The following is a 21,293-nucleotide window of genomic DNA, read 5'->3' as shown; positions in this document are numbered from 1 at the left end:
CGCACAAGTAGACAAGCTGTCATCATAGGGCGAAATCAAACAATGTAAGCAGACCGGAAAACCCCGCTTGCAAAGGAAAGCACTTCGCGGTCAAACAAGTGTCATGAAGAGATTTTCCTGCGCCCCCAACGACCCGAATTTCGTCCAGAACCCCTATTCCTTTTACGACCGGCTTCGCGCAGGCGGGAAAATGGTCTGGTGGGAGGAGCTGAACCTGCCTGTGGTGGCGGGCTATGACGGGGTGTCGATGGCCTTGCGTGACAACCGCTTTGGCCGTGAGGCGCCTGCGGGGTTCGAACCCGACATCCCTCCGCATCTGAGGCCCTTCTACGACATCGAAGACCACTCCATGCTGGAGCTTGAAGGCGACCGGCACAGGCGTCTGCGCTCTCTGGTGCTGCGCGCCTTCACCTCGCGGCGGATCAAGGCGCTGGTGCCCGATCTTGAAGAGATCAGCGACGATCTGATCGACCGCTTTGCGGATGACGGCGCGCCTTTCGACCTGATGCCCGCCTTTTGCAAAATGGTGCCCGTGCGGATCATCTGCCGCCTTCTGGGCGTGCCCGAAGAGATGTCAGAGCAACTTCTGGCGTGGTCCAATGCGATGGTGGCGGTCTATACCCCCACCCGCACCCGCGCGACCGAAGAAGCCGCGGCCACCGCCGCCACGGAGTTCTCCGGCTTCATGCGCGACTATGTCGAAGCGCGGCGCTCGCAGCCTGCCGACGATCTCATCACCTCGCTCATCGCCGCCGAAGAGGATGGCGAAAAGCTTGGCACCGACGAATTGATCACCACCTGCATCCTGCTTTTGAACGCAGGGCATGAGGCCACTGTCCACAGCCTCGGCATTGCGGTCAAAACCCTGCTGGAGCACGAGACCCCGCGTGATGCCCTCTCGGACGGGAAGATCGACGGCACCATCGAGGAACTCCTGCGCTATGATCCGCCGCTGCACCTGTTCCAGCGCTGGGTCTACGAGGATACGCGGTTTCTGGATCAGGACCTGAAGCGCGGAGACCGGATCGGGCTTTTGCTGGCCGCCGCCAACCGCGATCCGCAGGCGTGGGATCATCCCGACCGGTTCGACCCGAACCGCAAGGTGAAACAGAACACCTCCTTCGGTGCGGGCGTGCATTTTTGCGTCGGTGCCCCTCTGGCGCGGCTGGAAATGCGCGTCGCCCTGCCGAAGCTCTTCGACCGCTGCCCCGAGCTGCGCCTTGCCGAGCCGCCGGTCTATGCCGACACATGGCACTTCCACGGGCTGTCTCAACTTGTGGTGAAGACGCGTTGACCTGAAAACACCGATGGGCTTCTATCGCGGGACCGAACCCACCGACCACCCAGCCGAACCCCCGCCCGAACCCCATGTGAAAGGTCTCCCTCATGACGCCAAGCCACACAGCCCACCCGTCGCGCTCCGGCATTCTGGTGTTTGACGTCAATGAAACACTGCTGGACCTCACGAGCCTCTCCCCGCTCTTCGAACGCGTCTTCGGGGATGCGAAGGTCTTGCGCGAATGGTTCCCCGAACTGATCCTCTACTCCCAGACCCTCACTCTGACGGGCCTCTATCGCCCCTTCGGAGAGATCGCCGCCGCCGTGTTTGAAATGGTCGCGGCAAACCATCAGGCAGAGGTAACACCCGACGACATCGCGGAATTGAAAACCCGCCTGACCTCCATGCCCGCCTATCCCGATGTGGCCCCCGCCCTGACGCGGTTGCAGGACGCGGGGTTCCGGCTGGTCACCCTGACCAATTCGGCGCCCTCTCCTGACCTCTCGCCTCTGGAAAATGCTGGCATTGCCTCATTCTTCGAGGCGCATTTCACCGTGCATGCGAGCGAGCGGTTCAAACCTCACCCCACCGTCTATGACAGCACGGCAGAAACTCTGGGCGCGAAACCCGAAGAGCTTTGCATGATTGCCTGTCATATCTGGGACACGATTGGCGCACAGACGCGCGGATGGCGTGGCGGGTTTGTCGCCCGCCCGCATAATGCGCCGCTCGCGCTGGCACAGGTGCCGCAACCGGATTTCATCGGGCGGGATATGGGCGAACTGGCAGATCAACTGATCGCGGGTCTCACCGCCTGACGCAGAGACACAGGCCCGACACACAAACGCAGCGCGCGACGAAATCCCGCGCCTGCTCTCAAACCGTCTTCCAAACCCCGCGCCGCCCCTGTATCAGAGGGCTATGGTTACAGTTCTCGATAAAATCAAAGCCTATAAGCTCGAAGAAGTGGCAACGGCCAAGCAAACCGTGCCCTTGTCCGAACTTGAGGCCCAAGCCTCTGCCCAAAGCCCCACGCGCGGCTTTGCCAAGGCGCTGCAATCGGCCGCGACATCCGGCTACGGTCTCATCGCGGAGGTCAAGAAAGCCTCCCCCTCGAAAGGGCTCATCCGCCCCGACTTCGATCCGCCCGCCATTGCGCGCGCCTATGAAGCAGGCGGCGCGACCTGCCTCTCCGTGCTGACCGACACGCCGTCCTTCCAAGGCGCACCGGAATTCCTGAAAGCCGCCCGCGCCGCTGTCTCCCTGCCGGCGCTGCGCAAGGATTTCATGTATGACACCTATCAGGTGACGGAGGCCCGCGCTTGGGGTGCCGATGCAATCCTGATCATCATGGCCTCTGTCGATGATGCGCAGGCCGCCGAACTGGAAGACGCGGCCTTCGGCTACGGCATGGATGTGCTGGTCGAGGTGCATGACGCCGAGGAACTGGAACGCGCCCTTGCGCTCAAATCCCCGCTTCTGGGCGTCAACAACCGCAACCTCAAGACCTTCGAAACCACGCTCGACACCACACGCGAGCTGTCGAAAATGGTGCCCGAAGGCAAGGATCTGGTCTGCGAAAGCGGGCTGTTCACCCCTAAAGACCTTGCCGACATGGCCGGTTACGGGGCGCGGTGCTTCCTCATTGGCGAAAGCCTGATGCGGCAGGACAATGTCGAAGCGGCCACCCGCACCCTTCTGGCCAATCCGGTTCCGGCATAAGAGGACAGTATGGCAAAGCTCACGCATTTCGACGGGGACGGCAACGCCCATATGGTCGATGTCTCCGGCAAACCTGTTACCGACCGTCTGGCAACAGCGGAATCCGCCGTAAGGATGCGCCCTGAAACGCTGGCGCTTGTCACGGAGGGCACAGCGAAAAAGGGCGATGTTCTCGGCGTGGCACGGCTGGCTGGGATCATGGGGTCGAAACGCACCTCCGATCTGATCCCGCTGTGCCATCCGCTGCCGATTTCCAAGGTGACGCTCGATCTCGAACCGGACGCCACCCTTCCGGGCATCCGCATCCGTGCCACAGTGAAAACCTCCGGCCAGACCGGCGTGGAGATGGAAGCACTCACCGCCGCCTCTGTGGCCGCGCTCACGGTCTATGACATGCTCAAGGCCGCCGAGAAGGGCATGGAGATCGTGCAGACCCATCTTCTGCGCAAGGAAGGCGGCAAATCCGGAACTTACGAAATTTCCGGCGATGTTTCCGGTGAGATTTCTGGTGAGGCTGACTAAATGATTTCTGTTTCCGACGCGCTCGACAACCTGTTCTCCCTCTGCACCCCTCTGGACACAGAGCGCCTGCCGCTGCGCGAAGTCGCCGGTCGGGTTCTGGCCGAAGATGCCGTGGCCAAGCGCGACCAGCCGCCGTTCGCCTCCTCCGCGATGGATGGCTATGGCGTGCGGGCCGAACATCCGCAGCCCGGCGACCGTTTCACGGTCATTGGCGAAAGTGCTGCCGGTCACAGCTATGACGGGACGCTGGGGGATGGCGAGGCCGTGCGTATCTTTACCGGCGCGCCCGTGCCCGAAGGCGTCACCCGCGTCATCATTCAGGAAGACGTACGCCGCGAGGGCGACGCGATCACGGTGACAGAGACGCTTTCCGAGAACCGCAACATCCGGCCCTTGGGCGGGGATTTCAAATCCGGCGACCGGATCACCGCCCCGCGCCGCCTGAGTGCTCAGGATGTCGCCCTTCTGGCGGCGATGAACATTCCCGAAGTGACCGTCCACAAACGCCCCACCGTGGCGATCATCTCCACCGGAGACGAACTGGTCATGCCGGGCGAGACGCCGGGGCCGAGCCAGATCATCGCCTCCAACGCTTTCGGCCTCTCGGCCATGGTCGAAGCCGCCGGCGGTATTGCGCGCATGTTGCCCATTGCGCCGGATGACGAATCCCTGCTGCGCGCGACCTTCGAGATGGCCGCAGACGCCGATCTCATCGTCTCCATCGGCGGGGCTTCGGTCGGGGATCACGATCTGGTCGGCAAGGTTGTCGAGAGCCTCGGCCTTGACCGTGCCTTCTACAAAGTCGCCATGCGCCCCGGAAAGCCGCTCATGGCCGGACGCCTCGGCACGGCGCTTATGCTGGGTCTGCCGGGCAATCCGGTCTCCGCCATGATCACCGCACGGCTGTTCATGATCCCCGCGATGGATGTGCTGCAAGGTCTGCCGCCAAGCCCTGCCCCGCGTCACAAGGCCGTGCTGATGGCACCGGTCTCCGCCAATGGTCCGCGCGAACATTACATGCGTGCCATACAAAAGTCCGACGGAGTGCAGCCCTTTTCCCGACAGGACAGTTCGCTGCTGTCGATCCTGTCACAGGCCAATGCGCTTCTGGTCCGCCCGCCCCATGATCCGGCCCGCGAGGCGGGGGAAACGGTCGAGGTGATCCGGCTCTAACGGGCCGGGCACAGCCCTTGGGGCACACGGCGCGCCCCGCAAAACCGCAACGCCGCTTTTCCCAAAACGCTTTAACCTGATTTTAACCTTACCCTCCCAATTTCAACCCTATGTGACGCGCTCCGTGCAAACACGAAACGCGCGGACCAGGTCTGTAAGGGATTGGGTAATTGACACATTTAGGGAACAGCGATAGAACATTATCGGAACATAGTGGAAAACCCATCTGGGGTTTGACCCATTCAGGCGGCCCCGTGCGGTTTCATTGCCACAAAACACAGGGCCTTTTGGACGGTAGCGAGTCAGGGACAGGACTCAGGAAAATGCATATATCGGGCGCTATTCCCCCCGTTCCTGTGCATTGGGTCCCGTCTCAGGAACGTCGCCTTGATGCGGGTCATGCGCCAGTCGGGACAGGACAAGACCTAACAGGTCACCCCCGCAAACACGATCGGGGACAGAAGAGGACCGAGCCGATGCTGACGAAAAAACAACTCCAGCTTCTGGATTTCATCAACACGCGCATGCAGCGCGACGGGGTGCCGCCCTCCTTTGACGAAATGAAAGAGGCGCTGGACCTGCGCTCCAAATCCGGCATTCACCGACTGATCACGGCGCTGGAAGAACGCGGTTTCATCCGCCGTCTCGCCCATCGTGCGCGGGCCATTGAAATCATCAAACTGCCCGAAAGCCTGGGCGGTGCGCCCTCGGCTCCGACATCGGCACAGACGTCGCCACAGGCCTCGGGATTCAGACCGCGTGTCATCGATGGCGACCGGCCCGATGCACCTCCTCCCGCAGGGGCTCTGGATGTGGAAACCGTCTCCGCCATCAACCTGCCGATCATGGGCAAGATCGCTGCGGGTGTGCCGATCGAGGCGGTTGCGGACGGGGCCACGAATGTGGCTGTCCCCGGCTCCATGCTCTCTGGTCGCGGCAACCACTACGCACTTGAAGTCAAAGGCGAATCCATGATCGAGGCCGGTATCAACCACGGCGACATAGTGGTCATCCGCGAAACCACTCAGGCCAAGGATGGCGACATTGTTGTGGCGATGGTCGAGGGCTATGAGACCACGCTCAAACGCTACAAACGCCAAGGCGACATGATCGCGCTGGAGGCGGCCAACCCCGCCTTTGAAACCCGCGTTCTGCCTGCGGATATGGTCGAGGTTCAGGGCAAGCTCGTCGGATTGATCCGCAGCTACTAAAAGCCCGCGGTTGAACCGCGATAAACCTTGATTTTCATGACACGCCGCGCTGCACCCCAGCGCGGCGTATTTCTATCTCTCCCTCTGCGCAAGCCGCACCTCTCCGGCCTCAGCCGCTCCGAAGCGCAGCCCCAAGGCGACAGGCGGCCTCTTGGCCCGCGCCTCACGCGCCGTTACAGCCTTGCCCTCCCGCAGTTCCGGCGTATTCCAGTATCGCGCTCCGGCGACCCCATAGGCCGTGTCCAGCCACAACGCACCGCGCTCCTCCCGAAACGCCAGCGCCCCGCTCTGACGCAGCACAGCCAGATCAATCACAAGACAGAATTCCGGCCTCGCGCCCTCCCAAACCTTGTTGACGATCACCAGATCGGCGTGCCGACAGGCCGTTTGCGCGACCTCCTGCCAGCCCCGTCCCGTGACATGCTTGATCCGCACGCCTGCCACATCCAGCGGCGGCACCAGCGGCGGCATAGGCCGCGCGGCTGCGCGCGCTTGATCCGGCCTGTCCCCATCATTCTCCAGCCAGACCCGCGCGGCAAACCCCGCGCCCTTGGACTTGGACAGCGCACGCCCCTCGGCGCTCAATCGCCCGACCAAGCCCCCGTCATCAGAGACCAGAAGCGTCGGACGCTCATGCAAGGCCCAAAGCAGAAATCCCACCGCTACAGGCAGGACACCCAAAACCTGCCAGCGCCCGCGCCAAAGGATGACAAACACTCCGCCCAAAGCGATCAACGGCAAAGTGGACGGCGGCGGCGCGACAATACGGCTGACAGCCCCCTCCCATGAAGACACGGTGCCGGCCACAAAGAGTATCCAGCGTATACCCTGCCCCATCACCGCAAGCGCCAGCCCCTGTAGCCCCAAAGGCGTGAGCAACAGGGCCAACACCGCTGCGGGCATGACCACCGCGCCCATCACCGGCACGGCGGTGACATTGGCGATCAACCCGTAATCGGAAATCCGGTTGAAATGCGCCGCCGCCACGGGGGCCGTTGCAATCCCCGCCACCGCAGAGGACAGCACCACCGTTGCCAATCCACGTATCCAGCGTGGCCAACGTGTCATGAGCGACAAACGCCGTACAATCGAGAAGACCGCGACAAGAGCGGTGGTCGCCGCGAAAGACATCTGGAACCCCGGTTCGGGGAGCACTTCGGGCTGGATCAGCAAGAGAATTAAGGCAGCAAGCGCCACAGCACGCAGAGAGATGGCTTGCCGATCAAGTAGCACGGCCACCAGCATGACAGAGACCATGACAAAGGCCCGCTCGGTCGCCACGTTGAAACCGGACAAGGCGAGGTAAAAGCCGCCTGCGACCAAGGCTCCCGCAGCGGCGATCTTCTTGATCGGCCACGTGAGTGCCGCGCCGGGGATCATCGCCAGCATCAACCGCAGCGCATAGAACACCGCCCCCGTCAGCAGCCCCATATGCAGACCGGAAATAGCCAGAAGATGCGACAGGTTGGCCCCGCGCAGCGCCTCGGAGGTGTCAAAGGAAATGGCCGAGCGGTCCCCTGTCAGAATGGCGGCCGAAAAGGCACCGGTCTGGCCGGAAAGACGGGATTGCAAGGCTGTCGAGAGGCTTTGGCGCAACTGGTGCACCCAGAGCAAGGGCGTGGGATCGCTCTCCGCCACGCGCAGCACAGGCACTCGCGTGTAACCCACCGCGCCCAGCCGGTCGAACCACGCCATGCGCTGGAAATCGAAGCCCCCCGGCTCCGTGGGCCCCGGCGGCGGGGAGAGATGTGCGGTCATGGCCAGACGCATACCGGGAGCGGGGCTAACGAAATCCTGCCGCCCGTGCAGGGACACACGCACCCGAGCAGGCACCCGTTCCGGTGAGACATCACGCAGCACCACCTCGTCCAGCGTCAACCGCAGCGCATCTGAGGCGGAGCGGTCGATCTTGATGACCCGCCCCTCGACAGGGCCATAGTAGCGAAATCCGAGCACAGGTTCGGCCACCAGATGCGTGCGCAGACCGGCGTTCACAAATCCGCAGATCACAGCCACCACCGCGATCAACAGTGGGGCCGCGCGGGGCGGCATCCGGCGCAAGGCCAGAAGCGCCAGCGCCCCCGCCCCTGCAAGCGCCCAAAGCAGAACACGGGACGGTTCAAGTGATTGCGCAAAGAAAAGACCGATGCCCACGGCAAAACAGACCGGCAGCCAGAGGAACAACCGCCCATGCTGTCGGTCGACGATGTCGAGGGGGAGCTGTAGCAATGACGTGAGGGCGCGCACCCTTGTTTCCCCTTCCACCTTCGCTTATGCCGAGTGACGAAAATCATCCGCCAACATGGTTACCAAAAGGTTAATTCTCCCATGTCCCCAGCCCAGTCCGAAACCGCCTCCCATACGCCTGTCGTCACTCGCATCGCCCCTTCGCCCACAGGGGACATGCACATCGGCACCGCCCGCACCGCCCTGTTCTCATGGCTTTATGCGCGCGGGCGTGGCGGCAAGTTCCTGCTGCGGATCGAGGACACGGATCGCGCGCGCTCGACGCCCGAGGCGACGCAGGGCATTCTCGACGGCATGGCATGGCTCGGACTGGACTATGACGGCGAGGCGGTGAGCCAGTTCGAACGCGCCGAGCGTCACGCCGAAGTCGCCCGCGAGATGCTGGCGATGGGCAAGGCCTACAAATGTTTCGCCACCCAAGAGGAAATCGCCGCCTTCCGCGAAGAGGCCCGCGCGAAAAAGGAAAGCACCCTGTTCCGCTCGCCGTGGCGTGATGTGCCCGAATCCGACCATCCCGATGCGCCCTATGTAATCCGCGTGAAAGCCCCGCGCGAAGGTGTCACCGTGGTCAAGGACAAGGTGCAAGGCGATGTGACCTTCAAGAACGACCAGCTTGATGACATGATCCTGTTACGCTCGGACGGTACACCGACCTATATGCTGGCTGTTGTTGTCGATGACCACGATATGGGCGTGACCCATGTGATCCGCGGGGACGACCACCTCGCCAATGCCGCACGGCAAATGACGATCTACGACGCAATGGGTTGGCCGCTACCGGTCTATGCACATATCCCGCTGATTTTCGGGCCGGACGGCAAGAAAATGTCGAAACGTCATGGCGCAGTCGGCGTGAAGGAATATCAGGCTATTGGCTATCCGGCTTCGGGCATGCGCAACTACCTCGCACGGTTGGGCTGGTCGCACGGGGATGACGAGTTTTTCACAGACGAACAGGCGATGGAATGGTTCGATCTCGATGGAATCAACAAGGCACCTGCCCGCTTTGACACCAAGAAGCTGGAGAATATCTGCGGACAGCATATCGCGATCCTGCCGGATGCCGAAATCTTGAGCGAAATTGACGGCTATCTGGCAGCCTCTGGCGCACAGGCCCTCTCGGCAGAACAAAAACAGCGACTTTCCGAGGCGCTGTCCTGCTTGAAAGGTTCCGCGAAGACCTACCCGCAACTTATTGAAAAAGCGCGGTTTGCGCTTGTGTCGCGTCCGGTCGACATGGATGAGAAAGCACAAAAACAGGTCAATTCAGTATCCAACGGTATACTGGAAGAATTGACGCCGCACCTGCAAAATGCTAGCTGGAACCGCAACGCATTGGAGGAGGCGATTGGCCGCGTGATGGAGACGATGGAGCTTGGGTTCGGGAAGATTGCCGGACCTTTGAGATCCGCTCTCGCAGGCCGGGCTGTCACCCCAAGTGTTCTTGACATGATGTTGGTCCTAGGACGCGAGGAAACTCTGGCGCGGATCAACGATTTCCGGGAGTTTGTATCGGAAAACATGACATCGGAATAAGCGACCGGATCCTTCGGAATTGGGATCGGGTCACGCGGGTGACCGGATCAAAACGGTCACGGCAAGAGTTGAACCGGAGCGCCTGCTTCGGAACGGGCCGAGAGGCTCAGGGAATTGCGACGTTTGAAACACGGCACGCCCCTGATCCGTACCGGCCACAGACGGACCCGCGTGAGGGTCCACGCCCATAGGATGTCCGGGAAAACGCCCGGGCGCCCGCCAGACCACCAGCGGCCTCTCGGCCCATCTGATAAGGACGACGAGAGGACCGCTGCCAACCGAAGGAATGACGATGGCAGACACTCAGAAAACCGCGACCCTGACGCTCGACGGGCAATCTTACGATCTTCCTGTTTACTCTCCCACTGCGGGCCCGGATGTCGTTGATATCCGTAAACTCTACGCGCAAGCCGGCGTGTTCACCTATGATCCGGGTTTTACCTCCACCGCGTCTTGTGAAAGTGCGATCACCTTCATCGACGGCGGCGAAGGCGTGCTCTTGCACCGTGGCTACACGATCGGCGATCTGGCCGAGAAATCCCACTTCCTCGAAGTGTGTTACCTGTTGCTTTACGGGGAACTGCCGACCGCGGCACAGATGGAAAAATTCGAGAACACCGTGACCCATCACACGATGGTGCACGAGCAGATGCTCAAATTCTTCTCCGGTTTCCGCCGCGACGCCCACCCGATGGCCATCATGGTCGGTGTGGTCGGGGCCATGTCCGCCTTCTACCACGACTCCATCGACATCGCAGATCCGCACCAGCGCGAAGTGGCCACCATCCGCCTGATCGCCAAAATGCCGACCATCGCGGCGATGGCCTATAAATACACGATCGGTCAGCCCTTTGTGTATCCGCGCAACGATCTCGACTACGCGTCGAACTTCCTCAACATGTGTTTCTCGGTTCCGGCCCAGACCTATGAGGTCAACCCGATCCTGTCGCGCGCAATGGACCGTATCTTTACGCTTCATGCCGATCACGAGCAGAACGCCTCGACCTCGACCGTGCGTCTGGCCTCTTCTTCGGGTGCCAACCCGTTTGCCTGTATCGCTGCCGGGATCGCCTGCCTCTGGGGGCCGGCGCATGGTGGTGCGAACCAGGCCTGCCTCGAAATGCTGCGTGAAATCGGCACTGTGGACCGTATCCCCGAGTTCATCGCCCGCGCCAAAGACAAGAACGATCCGTTCCGCCTCATGGGCTTCGGGCACCGCGTCTACAAGAACTTCGACCCGCGTGCGACGGTGATGAAACAGTCTGCCGACGAGGTTCTCGAACTTCTGGGCGTCGAAAACAACCCGACGCTTCAGGTCGCCAAAGAGCTTGAAAAAGCCGCTCTGGCTGATCCGTATTTCGCGGAGAAGAAACTCTTCCCGAACGTCGATTTCTATTCCGGCATTATTCTGGAGGCCATGGGCTTCCCGACCGAGATGTTCACCCCGATCTTCGCGCTCTCGCGCACCGTCGGCTGGATTTCCCAGTGGAAAGAACAGATTGAGGATCCGGCCATGAAAATCGGTCGTCCGCGTCAGCTCTACACCGGCGCCACCCAGCGCCCCTATGTGAATGTCGAAGATCGCGACTAAAGCTCTCTCGACATGTTGAAATAGCAAAACCCGCCTCTTTCGAGGCGGGTTTTCTTTTGAGTATTTAAGGCACAAAGGAAACAAAACCCTCTGTCGCCGTGCGCCTATGGGCGGATTAGCGCCCCTCGTAGCGGGGGTTACGCTTTTCAAGAAAGGCCATGACACCCTCTTTGAAATCACGGGTCTGGCCGCAGCGGTTTTGCAACTTGGCCTCCAGCGCCAGTTGTTCCTTGAGCGTATTGTCATAGGAGGCGTGCATGGCGTCTTTGAGGTAGCGGTAGGAGGCGGTCGGACCTTTGGCGAGGTAAGCGGCGCGGGCCTGCCAATGGGCCTCAAAATCGGCATCCGCGACGGCCTCGTAAATCATCCCCCAATTCATGGCTTGCGTGGCGGTGATCTCGTCGGCGAAAAGCGCCGCTCCCATAGCGCGGGCCAGCCCGGCAAGGCGCGGCAGCATATAGGTGCCGCCTGCGTCGGGGATAAGGCCGATACGCGAAAAGGCTTGCAGGAAGACTGCGGAATGTGTGGCGATCACCACATCGCAGGACAGTGCGAGAGAGGCCCCTGCCCCCGCCGCAGTGCCGTTCACAGCAGCGATGGTGGGCACAGGGCTGTCGTGGATGGCATGGACCATAGGCTCATACTCATCGCGCAGCGTGCGTTCGAGATCGGCCGTGGCGGCATCCACGCCATCGCCCAGATCCTGACCGGAGCAAAAGGCGCGCCCCTCTCCCGTCAGCACGATCACGCGGGCGGTTTTGGCCGCATCGCGCACCGCATAGGTGATCTCGGCGCGCATCTGGGTGTTGAGCGCATTGAGCACCTCGGGGCGGTTGAGCGTCACCACGGCAATGTTGTTGTCCTCGGTGTAGCGGATGGTTTCATATTGCATGGTGCGTCTCTCTCCCGTTGCTTGCGTTCAAGATAGCGAAGCACCGGACAAAAGGAAGAGAAACGCCCCGTCACGACACTGTAGACTTACAATGCAGGTTGACGGTGCAGAGTGTTTGATACGCGCTTTACTCCTGAAGCAGACTTTCGAGGCGGCGCTTTTCCTCATCCGTCAATTCCGCAACCTCGGGTTCTTTGCCGCGGCGGCGAATGAACCCGATGCCAATGCCCAGAGCGAGGATCAACATGGCGGGCCCCGCGACCCAGAGCAGTTTGTTGGCCCCTGTCAGCGTCGGCTTCAACAGCACATATTCGCCGTAGCGGTCCACAACATAGTCCACGACCTCTTCATCGCTATCCCCCGCGACCAGACGTTCACGCACCAGAAGGCGCAGGTCGCGGGCCAGTTCCGCGTTGCTTTCGTCAATATTTTCGTTGCGGCAGACGAGGCAGCGCAGCCCTTGGGAAATGTCGCGGGCGCGAGACTCCATGACAGGATCGGGCAGCACTTCGTCCGGCTGCACGGCAAGGACCGGCGCGGCTGTCAAAAGCGCGATGACAAGGAGCAGATGTTTCATTCGGCAGGCACTCCTTTGGCCGTGACCTTGCGCGGGGTTTGCGCCTTGCGCGCCCCTGCAGCCACACGGTAGCGGCGGTCTGTGAGCGACAGGAAGCCGCCAAGCGCCATAATGATCGTCCCGCCCCAGATCCAGTTGGCCAGAGGCTTGATATAGGTGCGCACGGCCCAGCCACCATTGGACTGGATGTCCCCGATCACCAGATAGATGTCACGCAGGAAACCGTTGTCGATCCCCGCTTCGGTCGTGGGCATCTGGGCCACCGGATAAGAGCGTTTTTCGGGATGCAATGTGGCGATGTGCTTGGCGTCTTTGAACACCTCCATCGTGGCCATTGTGGTGATGTAGTTCGGCCCCTGCTGACGTTCGACCGCCTCCAGCGCGATAGTATAGCCCGCCACATCAAAGGACTCGCCGATCTGCACCACGCGAATGTCCTCGACGGTCCATGCGGTCAGCCCGGAGATGCCGGCCATAGTGATGCCAAGCCCGCCATGGGCCAGAAGCCGCCCCCAGTCCGCGCGCGGCAGACGAGAGAGACGCGACAGGTTCACGCTCTTGCCGGTGCGCAGCAGGATATCTTGCACCGCTCCGGCCACAAGCCATGTGCCAAGCGCAAGGCCAATGGGGCCAAGCAGGGTTTTCTGTGTCTGGATCGACCAGATGAGGCCAAGCACCGCAAACGCCAGAATGAGCGACGGGAGGAGCTTTTTGACGCTCGCGCCCAGCTTGGCACGTTTCCACGGCAAGATCGCCCCGATCGGCAGAAGGATCGCCAGAGCCACGAAGAAAGGCGTGAATGCCGCGTCAAAGAACGGCGCCCCGACGGAGAGTTTACGCGCCCAGAGAGCTTCGGCCACCAGCGGCCAGATCGTGCCGATAAAGACGACGAGCGAAGAGACCGCGAGCAATATGTTGTTCATGACCAGCGCGCTTTCGCGGGAGACCAGAGCGAAGACGCCCTTGGCCTGCATGACACCGGCGCGCAGGGTGAAAAGCGCCAGTGCCCCGCCCATGAACACAGCAAGGATCAACAGGATAAAGACGCCACGTTCGGGATCATTGGCAAAGGCATGCACCGAAGTGATCACGCCCGAGCGCACGAGAAAGGTGCCGATGAGCGAAAAGCCGAACGCCATGATCGCCAACAGGATGGTCCAGCTTTTGAGCGTCTCGCGTTTCTCGACCACGATAGCGGAATGCAACAGCGCGGCGGCAAAGAGCCACGGCATGAGCGAGGCGTTTTCCACCGGATCCCAGAACCAGAACCCGCCCCAGCCCAGCTCGTAATAGGCCCACCACGAGCCAAGGCCGATGCCGATGGTCAGAAAGACCCAAGCCGCCAGCGTCCAGGGCCGCACCCAGCGCCCCCAAGCGGCGTCCACACGGCCTTCGAGCAAGGCCGCCACAGCAAAGGAAAAGGTCATGGAAAGACCGACATAGCCGAGATAGAGAAACGGCGGGTGAAAGGCGAGACCGGGGTCTTGCAGAAGCGGGTTCAGGTCCTGCCCGTTCATCGGCGGTATGGCGAGGCGCACAAACGGGTTGGAGGTAAAGAGGATGAAGGCCAAAAACGCCACGCCGATAGAGCCCTGAATGCCGATGACCCGCGCGCGCAACGTGGCCGGAATATTACCGCCGAACAGCGCCGCCGTGGCTCCGAACAGGGCAAGGATCAAAACCCAGAGCAGCATGGAGCCCTCGTGGTTGCCCCAAACGCCGGAGACCTTGTAGAGCATCGGTTTGAGCGTGTGGGAGTTTTCCATCACAACCTTGAGCGAGAAATCCGAGGTCACAAAGGCATAGGTCAGCACGCCAAAGGAAAAGGTCACCAGCACGAACTGGATCATCGCCGCAGGTTCCCCTACGGCCATAAGCGCCGGATTGCGGGTCTGCGCCCCCCAAAGCGGAAGAACAGTCTGTGCCAAGGCCACAGCAAAGGCCAGCACGAGGGCGAAATGTCCGAGTTCAACGAGCATGGTGGCTTCCTCTTTTGCCTCGTTCTATCCCAGCGCGACGCCTCCGCCAATGGGCTGTGCGCCAATGTCGCAAGCAAAGTGCGCCCTCAATCCTACCTGCCGTCAAAACGCAGCCGGAAACGCCATGAAGAAAAGGGGCCAAACCGCCCCCTTCCCCGTCTCTTCCCACCACCCATGCGCCTCAAAGCGCCAAAAGGACCCCGAAAGAGACAAGCACCGCACCGAACACCGGCCAGAGAAACGACAGACCCGACAGGCCGAAACTGCCCTGAATCACCGAAAAGTGAATCACGGCACCGCAGATCAGGAGCGAGAGGAACACAAACAGCACTGCGGCCTCCAGCCCCCAAAGCGGATTCTGTGCGATCTGCATCGCCCACCAGCACCCGATGGTCAGCCCCGATCCCGCCCATGAGAGCGACATGCCCAAGGCCAGAGGCGTGGCACGCAACTGCCATAGCCACAGAAACGTGGCCGAGATCGTCAGCGCCATGAGCGCAATCGCCCCGTAGGCCAGCAAAAGCGCCTGCTCCAGCCCCAATGAGCCCGCCGCAAGACAACCCGCGCCCAGAACGAGGCCATACAGTGTCATCACCTGTTTCATTGTTCCAACATCTCCTTGACGACCGCGTCCAATGCCTCCGCCGCAGCCCTGTTGCGCGCCACAGCCCTGCTCAGCGCCTCGCCCAGCCAGAGGCTGTGCAATCTCTGCCAGATCCAGCACATATGATGCGTCATATCCGTCCCCCTCTCGGCAGCCGTTCGCGGATCATCGTGGTCATCTCCACAAGGATCTGCGTGTTCTTGTCGAGCACCGCGCGGGTCGCCTGATCCTTTTGCAAGTCACGGTAGAGCAGAAAGAACACCATGAGCGCCCAAGGCCCGTGGTCGGACAGCGCACGGATCAAAACGTCACTCATCATGCCCTGCCCTCCATGCCGTGAGCGCGGGGTTGGGTGCTTCGCTGCCCGGCACCGAAGGCGGTTCGGACTGCGACCTGTCCACGGAGCCGATGCTTGCGGGCATCCCGACCCCGCTGGCCCCCGCATCCAGCGCCTTGAGGGCCGCGATATTGGCTCTGACTTGTGGAACCTGCGCCACGGAAGCGGCGACAGAGCGTTGAAATTCCTGCGATTTCACTTGATAGCGGGCGCCGAAATAGAAAGAGACGATAGTGCCCAATAGCCACCAAAGCGGCTCGGGGACCAGCGCGATGCCCTGCATCCGTGAGGCGAACCAGACCGGATCAACCATGGCCGAGATGCAAAGCCCGATGGTGCCAAATGCCATCAACGGGCGCGGCACGCGGTTGAGCCCGTCCATGAACCGGTCGAAATGGCCTTTGCGCTCCATGGCAAATTCTGAGGCGAATTGTTCCAGAGCCGCAGCACGGCTTTTGGCCTCACGGGCTGCGGAGTTTTCCGAGTTTTCGAAAAATACCTCCGCCGTTTCCTTGAGCACATTGCGCCCTTCGCCAAAAAGCAGGTCGAAGGCTTTGCCCATCATCCCCATGAGGCCACCCGCGCAGCATGTTCGGCATCTGTCAGATGATAGCGCGGCGAGATGAAATCTTCCGCACGGGTGATCCAACCACCCTTGCCGCCATCAAGCCGCCGCGCATATTTGCGCGAACTGGGGCGTTTGTCCGCCAACGCATAATAATAATTCCGCCGTGCAATCCCGTAGGCATCCGCCAGATGATGCGGTGCCGGAGATTGTGCCAGAAACGCCGCCTCGATGGTCTGTGGCCCGATCACCCCGTCAATGGCGATACGCTGCCCCATATCATTGAGAAGTCTCTGTAAAATCCGCACCGCATTACTGCCCGCGTTCACATACATGTCGAAAACACTCGCCTGCAAACAGGGGGGCAATTCGTCGATACGCGGGCGGTGGAAATAATGCTCCACGAAAATGTCGCGGGCTTTCACACGGGTCAGCCGCTTGACATCACGCGCAGTCACTTGTCCGTCGCCATCGAGATCAATCCCGAGCCGTTGCAGCGTGCCCAGCGTGACCCCGTATTTGGTCGCCCCGCCCGGATCATCCGGATCGTTGACATAGCCACCCTCGCGGGCGACGATTTCCATCGCGATTTGCTGTACTGTTTTCATATGCCTCAATCCCACCAATTGACGGGATCAGGCTGACGCAAAAAAGTTAATACCGGCGGAAACCACCGCACGCCTGCGGATTTACGGTTTGGTTACATTTACGGTTTGGTTTCCATGTCCCCCATCAGGGAAGCGCCACCACTGAGGCTTCAGGCGTTCTCTTGTCGCTCTTTCTGCTTGGCATCGTATTTGTCCCAAATGTGCATCCGGCCCTTTTGACGGGCATCCGCCAGCCAGAGCTTCTTGCGCACATCAGGCACTTCCAACGGTTTATACACGCCATCGGAAAATTTCGGCCAGTCTATCGCAAGACCGAGTTTCACCATTTCCGCAGAGAGGTCACGCCCGTCCGGCAAATAACATTTGGCCACCGTGCGCCCATGCGCATCCACATCCGTGACCTCGGCCTTGACCTCCTGACCCTTGCAGAGTTTCACCAAGGCCCATTTCGCCTTTTTCCCGTAGGGGTGGTTCATTTCGGGGGCATCCACGCCAAAGAGCCGGATTTGCGTTTTCCTGATCACAACCGTATCGCCATCCACGACATAGGCCCGCCCCCGAATGACAGGCTTTTCGACCGCGTCCCGTGCTGTTTTCTCATTGAACGGGCTGGGCGTTGGTGGCGCATAATATGTTGGGCGGTTCTCGGATGGAGGCTTCTTGGGGAATGGGATCACAGACGGCGGGTTTTCTTCTCGCTCGGAGCGTATTGGATCCTTTTTCTCCCACAGGAAGAAAAATAGGCCCGCGATAACCGCAATAAAAATAAGTCCCTCAATCAAAATCCCGCCTCCCCTGAAATCAGGAGATATAAAACGCGGGCTTTATTTGAATTTCAAGGAAAACATCGATTTTTATGAGGGCCGTCGTGCGCCCCCTTAGCTCTCCGGCTCCACATAAACGCCGGTTTCCTTGAGCGAATCCATCACCTCTTTGGGCATGTAGGTCTCGTCATGTTTGGCCAGAATTTCGCTCGCCACAAAGACCCCGTCCACCATGGAACCGGTGCCGATCATGCCTTGGTTCTCGCCGAAGAGATCCGGCAGGACGCCCTCAAAGGACACAGGGACGGTCTCTGCCCCGTCGGTGACGGTAAAGGTCACATGCGTGCCCTCGCCACGGACCAGAGAGCCCTCTTCGACCAGCCCGCCCAAGCGGAAAATCTCGCCTTCGCGGGGCGGCTCTGAGACGACTTTCGACGGGTCACGGTAGAGGTTGATCCCGTCGCGGAAGGCGTAGCCAATGAGCGACACCGAGACGAGCAGAGCCAGAGCCGCGATGAAAACCACCTGAATACGGCGTTTCTTTTTCAAGTTTTTCAAGCCTGCCATGGTGTCTCTCCTCAGCCCCGCTCGGGGTGCGATCAAGGGTGGATTATGGATACACGGGCGCGTTCATGAGACCGGTGGTCTCGTCGAGGCCCAGCATCAGGTTGGCGTTCTGGATGGCCTGACCGGACGAGCCTTTGGTCAGGTTGTCGAGCGTGCCGATCACAATGGTGCGGCCAGAAATCCTGTCCGCGACCACGCCGATATGACAGAAGTTCGAGCCGCGCACCTGTTTCATCGCGGGCGTCTGACCGAAGGGCAGCACCTGAATGAAAGGTTCGTTCATATAGGCCTCGGCCAAGGCGTAATGCACGGCACCGGCTTCGCCCTGCACATAGGCGGTGGCGAGGATGCCGCGTGTGGCGGGCACGAGATGCGGGGTGAACTGGATACGCACATCCCGTCCGGCAATCTTGGAGAACTCCTGATCGAACTCGCCCAGATGGCGGTGCTTGCCCCCGACCGCATAGCCGAAGGCATTGTCTTCCAACTCTCCGAAGAGCAGGTGTTCTTTCAGGGAGCGGCCCGCGCCGGACACCGCGACCTTGAGATCAAGGATGATCTGGTCGAGGTCAATCACACCGGCAGCGATGAGCGGGCGCAAGACGAATTGCCCCGTGGCCGCGTTGCAGCCTGTGCCGGCCACAAGCCGCGCGGTCTTGATCTCGTCGCGGTAGAATTCGGTGAGACCATAGACCGCCTCGCCTTGCAGATCGGTGGCGGAATGCGGTTTGCCATACCATTTCTCATATTCTTCCGGATCACGCAGACGGAAATCTGCCGAGAGATCAACGACTTTCGTGGTGGCGGGAAGATCCTTGATCACCGCTTGCGATGTGGCATGGGGCAAGGCGCAGAAGGCCAGATCAACCTGCGAAAAGTCGATGTCAGAAATCTTGCACAGTGCGGGCAGGTCCATGTGGCGCAGATGCGGGTAGACCTCCGCCATCTCCATGCCCGCCTTGCGGTCACCGGAGAGCGCCACAATCTCCATCATCGGATGGGTCGCGATCAGGCGGACAAGTTCGGCACCGGTGTATCCGGAAGCTCCAAGAATGGCGATTTTATAAGTCATGTCTGTCGTCTCTCACATCGGCCCAGCCTGTCCCTTGACCGTGATCAAGTCGGGCCCTCAATTTAGAAGGATTCTGAATTCGGCGCAATTGCGACCCGTGGGCGCAGGCTCCTAGCCATGCGAGGTCAGCGGCCATACGGGGTCACGCTTTGGTAAACTCGACTTTTCGTCGCAAAAACTGCGTCGCTCCGCGCGATACTTTGGCCGGATCACCTGTGGTCAGAAACAGGCTCTCTGTCCCCTCGCCCAGCATCTTCGGGTGCCGCGCCAGATAGTCGGCAAGGCTTTCGGCCACCAGATTGGCCTGACTGAACACACGCACGTCCTCGCCAAGCGCCTCCTGAAAGGCCGTTTCCATGATCGGGTAATGGGTGCAGCCCAAAATCGCCGCATCCGGTGTCGGCATCTTACGTTTGAGCGCATCGACATGGGAGCGCACCAGCGCATCGGCAAGGATCATATCGCCCTCCTCGATGGCGTCCACCACACCGCCACAGGCCTGCGCCTCGACATCGACACCGATGGCGCGGAAGGCCAGCTCCCGCTGAAAGGCGCGCGAGGCCACCGTCGCGGGCGTGGCAAAAAGCGCGATATGTTTGACTGCCACCTCACGCGGCGGGGAATTGTCGCCCCACTGGCGTTCGGTAAGCGCCTCGATCAGCGGCACAAAGACGCCCAGCACACGTTTCTCCGGCGGAATCCAGCTTTCCTGCATCCGGCGCAGCGCGGCGGCCGAGGCTGTGTTACAGGCCAGGATCACAAGATCACAGCCCGCTTCCCATAAACGTTCGACGGCAGAGGTGGTCAGGTTGTAGATGTCATCGGCCGTGCGCACACCGTAAGGCGCATGGGCATTGTCCCCGAAATAGACCAAAGGCACATCGGGAAGACGTTTCGAGACCGCGTCATAGACCGTCAACCCACCCAGTCCGCTGTCAAAAATGCCCACTGCCATATCAATACCGATCCTTCAGACCCTTGCGAGGCTTGGCCCCATGTTCCGCCTTGCGGTCCGTTCTGTGTTTCGCTTCGAACTCAAAGCCAAGCCCGGCATCCGCCAAGGGCTTTTGAGATAGTGAATAGGTCTCGGCACGCAGAAAATCCATCAACTTTTTCGGGTCTCCGCGAAATTCGGCCAAACGCTCCGGCCCGATGGGCTCGCCGATCGCCACGCGCACCGGTGTGCCGATCCGCGCGCGGAACTCGCGGATCAACAACCCCATGCGCAGGGTCGAGTGAAGGTGGCTGGCCAACTGGAACAGGCGTGAATTGGCCCCGTCGAAATAGACCGGCACCACAGTCGCACCGGATTTCGCCACCATTTTCGCGGTAAACGCCCGCCAGTTCGGGTCCATCGGACGCCCCAGTGGCTTGGCCGCCGTGGACACCGTGCCGCCCGGAAAGATGCCAATACAGCCGCCCTCGGAGAGATAGCGCAGCGCCTCCTTGCGGGTCTCCAGATTGAGCGCCACGGCGTCTTTGCTCTCCTCGAAAGAAATCGGCAGGATCACGCGGTCGATATCTTCGGCCTTCTTGAACACCCGATGGGCCAGAATGCGAAAGTCTCCCCGCGTGACCGAAAGCATATGACCCAGCATCAACCCGTCCAGAATACCGTAAGGATGATTGGCCACCACGATCAGCGGCCCCTCTGCGGGAATATCCGTCAATGCGCCGCGCACGACGTCAAGGCTCAACCCGTAGCGCTCCGCCATCACGGCCCAGAAATCACGCCCTGCCGCGACCTCCTCATCATAGCCTTCTGCGCGCCGGATCAATCCGATCCGCCCCGTGGCATTCTCCATCAAACGGATCAACGTCCGCCCGACGCCGGTCGCCGCCGAACTCGCATAGGAAATGTCGCGGGCAACCTGCCGCATATCCAGCTTTGCTCCGGCACCGACCTGCGCCGGCTCGGCGTCCGCCTCACGGTCTTCGACTTGCGTCATCTGTCACCCTTCCCCGATCGTCCGGCGAAGATAGGCAAACATATACACAATGCCAAGACACGGACACCGCCGCCCTACGCCCGAAAAACTTGCATTTG

22 protein-coding genes are annotated in these 21,293 nt (G+C 60.9%); 8 read left to right on the top strand and 14 right to left on the bottom strand.

The window, feature by feature from the left end; all coding sequences use genetic code 11:
• Window positions 1–103: 103 nt before the first annotated feature.
• The 6 genes from BM152_RS02315 to lexA all read left to right on the top strand — a co-directional run bounded on the left by BM152_RS02315 (window position 104) and on the right by lexA (window position 5,907).
• Window positions 104–1,294: a cytochrome P450 gene (locus BM152_RS02315; RefSeq protein ID WP_066606000.1), complete on the top strand. Its 1,191-nt coding sequence runs from the start codon at window positions 104–106 to the stop codon at window positions 1,292–1,294.
• A 92-nt stretch (window positions 1,295–1,386) separates the two neighbouring features.
• Window positions 1,387–2,097 carry a haloacid dehalogenase type II gene (locus BM152_RS02310; RefSeq protein ID WP_066605997.1) on the top strand — a complete coding sequence of 237 codons (711 nt, stop codon included), beginning with the start codon at window positions 1,387–1,389 and terminating at the stop codon, window positions 2,095–2,097.
• 103 nt (window positions 2,098–2,200) lie between these two features.
• Complete coding sequence (gene trpC / locus BM152_RS02305; protein WP_066605995.1) at window positions 2,201–3,001, top strand: indole-3-glycerol phosphate synthase TrpC; 801 nt, start codon at window positions 2,201–2,203, stop codon at window positions 2,999–3,001.
• A 9-nt stretch (window positions 3,002–3,010) separates the two neighbouring features.
• On the top strand, window positions 3,011–3,523 hold the full coding sequence (gene moaC / locus BM152_RS02300) for a cyclic pyranopterin monophosphate synthase MoaC (protein ID WP_066605993.1): 513 nt from the start codon (window positions 3,011–3,013) through the stop codon (window positions 3,521–3,523).
• Complete coding sequence (locus BM152_RS02295) at window positions 3,524–4,696, top strand: molybdopterin molybdotransferase MoeA (protein ID WP_066605990.1); 1,173 nt, start codon at window positions 3,524–3,526, stop codon at window positions 4,694–4,696. It begins immediately after the preceding gene.
• A 476-nt stretch (window positions 4,697–5,172) separates the two neighbouring features.
• On the top strand, window positions 5,173–5,907 hold the full coding sequence (gene lexA / locus BM152_RS02290) for a transcriptional repressor LexA (protein WP_066605975.1): 735 nt from the start codon (window positions 5,173–5,175) through the stop codon (window positions 5,905–5,907).
• 72 nt (window positions 5,908–5,979) lie between these two features.
• Here the strand turns inward: lexA and BM152_RS02285 are convergent, their stop codons facing one another.
• Window positions 5,980–8,154, bottom strand: coding sequence for a ComEC/Rec2 family competence protein (locus BM152_RS02285; protein WP_066605971.1), 2,175 nt, complete (start codon window positions 8,152–8,154; stop codon window positions 5,980–5,982).
• A gap of 81 nt (window positions 8,155–8,235) precedes the next feature.
• On the opposite strand from BM152_RS02285, the gene gltX reads away from it, so the two are divergent.
• Together gltX and gltA are read left to right on the top strand one after the other, a co-directional pair.
• Window positions 8,236–9,690 (top strand): glutamate--tRNA ligase, encoded by a 1,455-nt coding sequence (gene gltX / locus BM152_RS02280; protein WP_066605968.1) that lies wholly within the window; start codon window positions 8,236–8,238, stop codon window positions 9,688–9,690.
• 292 nt (window positions 9,691–9,982) lie between these two features.
• Window positions 9,983–11,281: a citrate synthase gene (gene gltA, locus BM152_RS02275; RefSeq protein ID WP_066605965.1), complete on the top strand. Its 1,299-nt coding sequence runs from the start codon at window positions 9,983–9,985 to the stop codon at window positions 11,279–11,281.
• A gap of 115 nt (window positions 11,282–11,396) precedes the next feature.
• Here gltA and BM152_RS02270 read toward each other — a convergent pair whose 3' ends face one another.
• From BM152_RS02270 to BM152_RS02215, 13 genes are all read right to left on the bottom strand, one after another.
• Window positions 11,397–12,173: an enoyl-CoA hydratase-related protein gene (locus BM152_RS02270; RefSeq protein WP_066605959.1), complete on the bottom strand. Its 777-nt coding sequence runs from the start codon at window positions 12,171–12,173 to the stop codon at window positions 11,397–11,399.
• Between the two features lie 127 nt (window positions 12,174–12,300).
• The gene (locus BM152_RS02265; RefSeq protein ID WP_066605958.1) at window positions 12,301–12,750 is read right to left on the bottom strand and encodes a cytochrome c-type biogenesis protein; all 450 of its coding nucleotides are present in this window, start codon (window positions 12,748–12,750) and stop codon (window positions 12,301–12,303) included.
• Window positions 12,747–14,729, bottom strand: coding sequence for a heme lyase CcmF/NrfE family subunit (locus BM152_RS02260; protein ID WP_066605957.1), 1,983 nt, complete (start codon window positions 14,727–14,729; stop codon window positions 12,747–12,749). Before BM152_RS02260 ends, BM152_RS02265 begins: the two co-directional genes overlap by 4 nt.
• 181 nt (window positions 14,730–14,910) lie before the next feature.
• Entirely contained in the window at window positions 14,911–15,333 is a 423-nt protein-coding gene (locus BM152_RS02255) for a hypothetical protein (RefSeq protein ID WP_066605956.1), read from the bottom strand.
• Complete coding sequence (locus tag BM152_RS19170; protein ID WP_156444370.1) at window positions 15,330–15,467, bottom strand: hypothetical protein; 138 nt, start codon at window positions 15,465–15,467, stop codon at window positions 15,330–15,332. Before BM152_RS19170 ends, BM152_RS02255 begins: the two co-directional genes overlap by 4 nt.
• Window positions 15,464–15,652, bottom strand: a complete 189-nt coding sequence (locus tag BM152_RS02250; RefSeq protein ID WP_066605951.1) for a hypothetical protein — start codon at window positions 15,650–15,652, stop codon at window positions 15,464–15,466. Before BM152_RS02250 ends, BM152_RS19170 begins: the two co-directional genes overlap by 4 nt.
• Entirely contained in the window at window positions 15,642–16,241 is a 600-nt protein-coding gene (locus tag BM152_RS02245; protein ID WP_066605949.1) for a holin family protein, read from the bottom strand. The genes BM152_RS02250 and BM152_RS02245 overlap by 11 nt, the downstream gene beginning before the upstream one ends.
• Window positions 16,232–16,843, bottom strand: a complete 612-nt coding sequence (locus BM152_RS02240; RefSeq protein ID WP_066605947.1) for a holin-associated N-acetylmuramidase — start codon at window positions 16,841–16,843, stop codon at window positions 16,232–16,234. The genes BM152_RS02245 and BM152_RS02240 overlap by 10 nt, the downstream gene beginning before the upstream one ends.
• Before the next feature lie 149 nt (window positions 16,844–16,992).
• Complete coding sequence (locus BM152_RS19495; RefSeq protein ID WP_231730556.1) at window positions 16,993–17,520, bottom strand: thermonuclease family protein; 528 nt, start codon at window positions 17,518–17,520, stop codon at window positions 16,993–16,995.
• 201 nt (window positions 17,521–17,721) lie between these two features.
• Window positions 17,722–18,165, bottom strand: a complete 444-nt coding sequence (gene ccmE / locus BM152_RS02230; RefSeq protein ID WP_170845853.1) for a cytochrome c maturation protein CcmE — start codon at window positions 18,163–18,165, stop codon at window positions 17,722–17,724.
• Window positions 18,166–18,217: 52 nt separating this feature from the next.
• Window positions 18,218–19,246, bottom strand: a complete 1,029-nt coding sequence (argC, locus tag BM152_RS02225; RefSeq protein WP_066605942.1) for an N-acetyl-gamma-glutamyl-phosphate reductase — start codon at window positions 19,244–19,246, stop codon at window positions 18,218–18,220.
• A gap of 142 nt (window positions 19,247–19,388) precedes the next feature.
• Window positions 19,389–20,201, bottom strand: coding sequence for a glutamate racemase (murI, locus tag BM152_RS02220; RefSeq protein WP_066605939.1), 813 nt, complete (start codon window positions 20,199–20,201; stop codon window positions 19,389–19,391).
• 1 nt (window position 20,202) lies between these two features.
• Window positions 20,203–21,126 carry a lysophospholipid acyltransferase family protein gene (locus tag BM152_RS02215; protein WP_066606474.1) on the bottom strand — a complete coding sequence of 308 codons (924 nt, stop codon included), beginning with the start codon at window positions 21,124–21,126 and terminating at the stop codon, window positions 20,203–20,205.
• Window positions 21,127–21,293: the final 167 nt, after the last annotated feature.

Source organism: Celeribacter halophilus (assembly GCF_900114135.1).
In the GTDB taxonomy this organism is placed as follows: Bacteria; Pseudomonadota; Alphaproteobacteria; order Rhodobacterales; family Rhodobacteraceae; genus Celeribacter; species Celeribacter halophilus.
The sequence above is the reverse complement of the archived record's forward strand: the minus strand, read 5'-3'. Positions and strand labels throughout refer to the sequence as shown.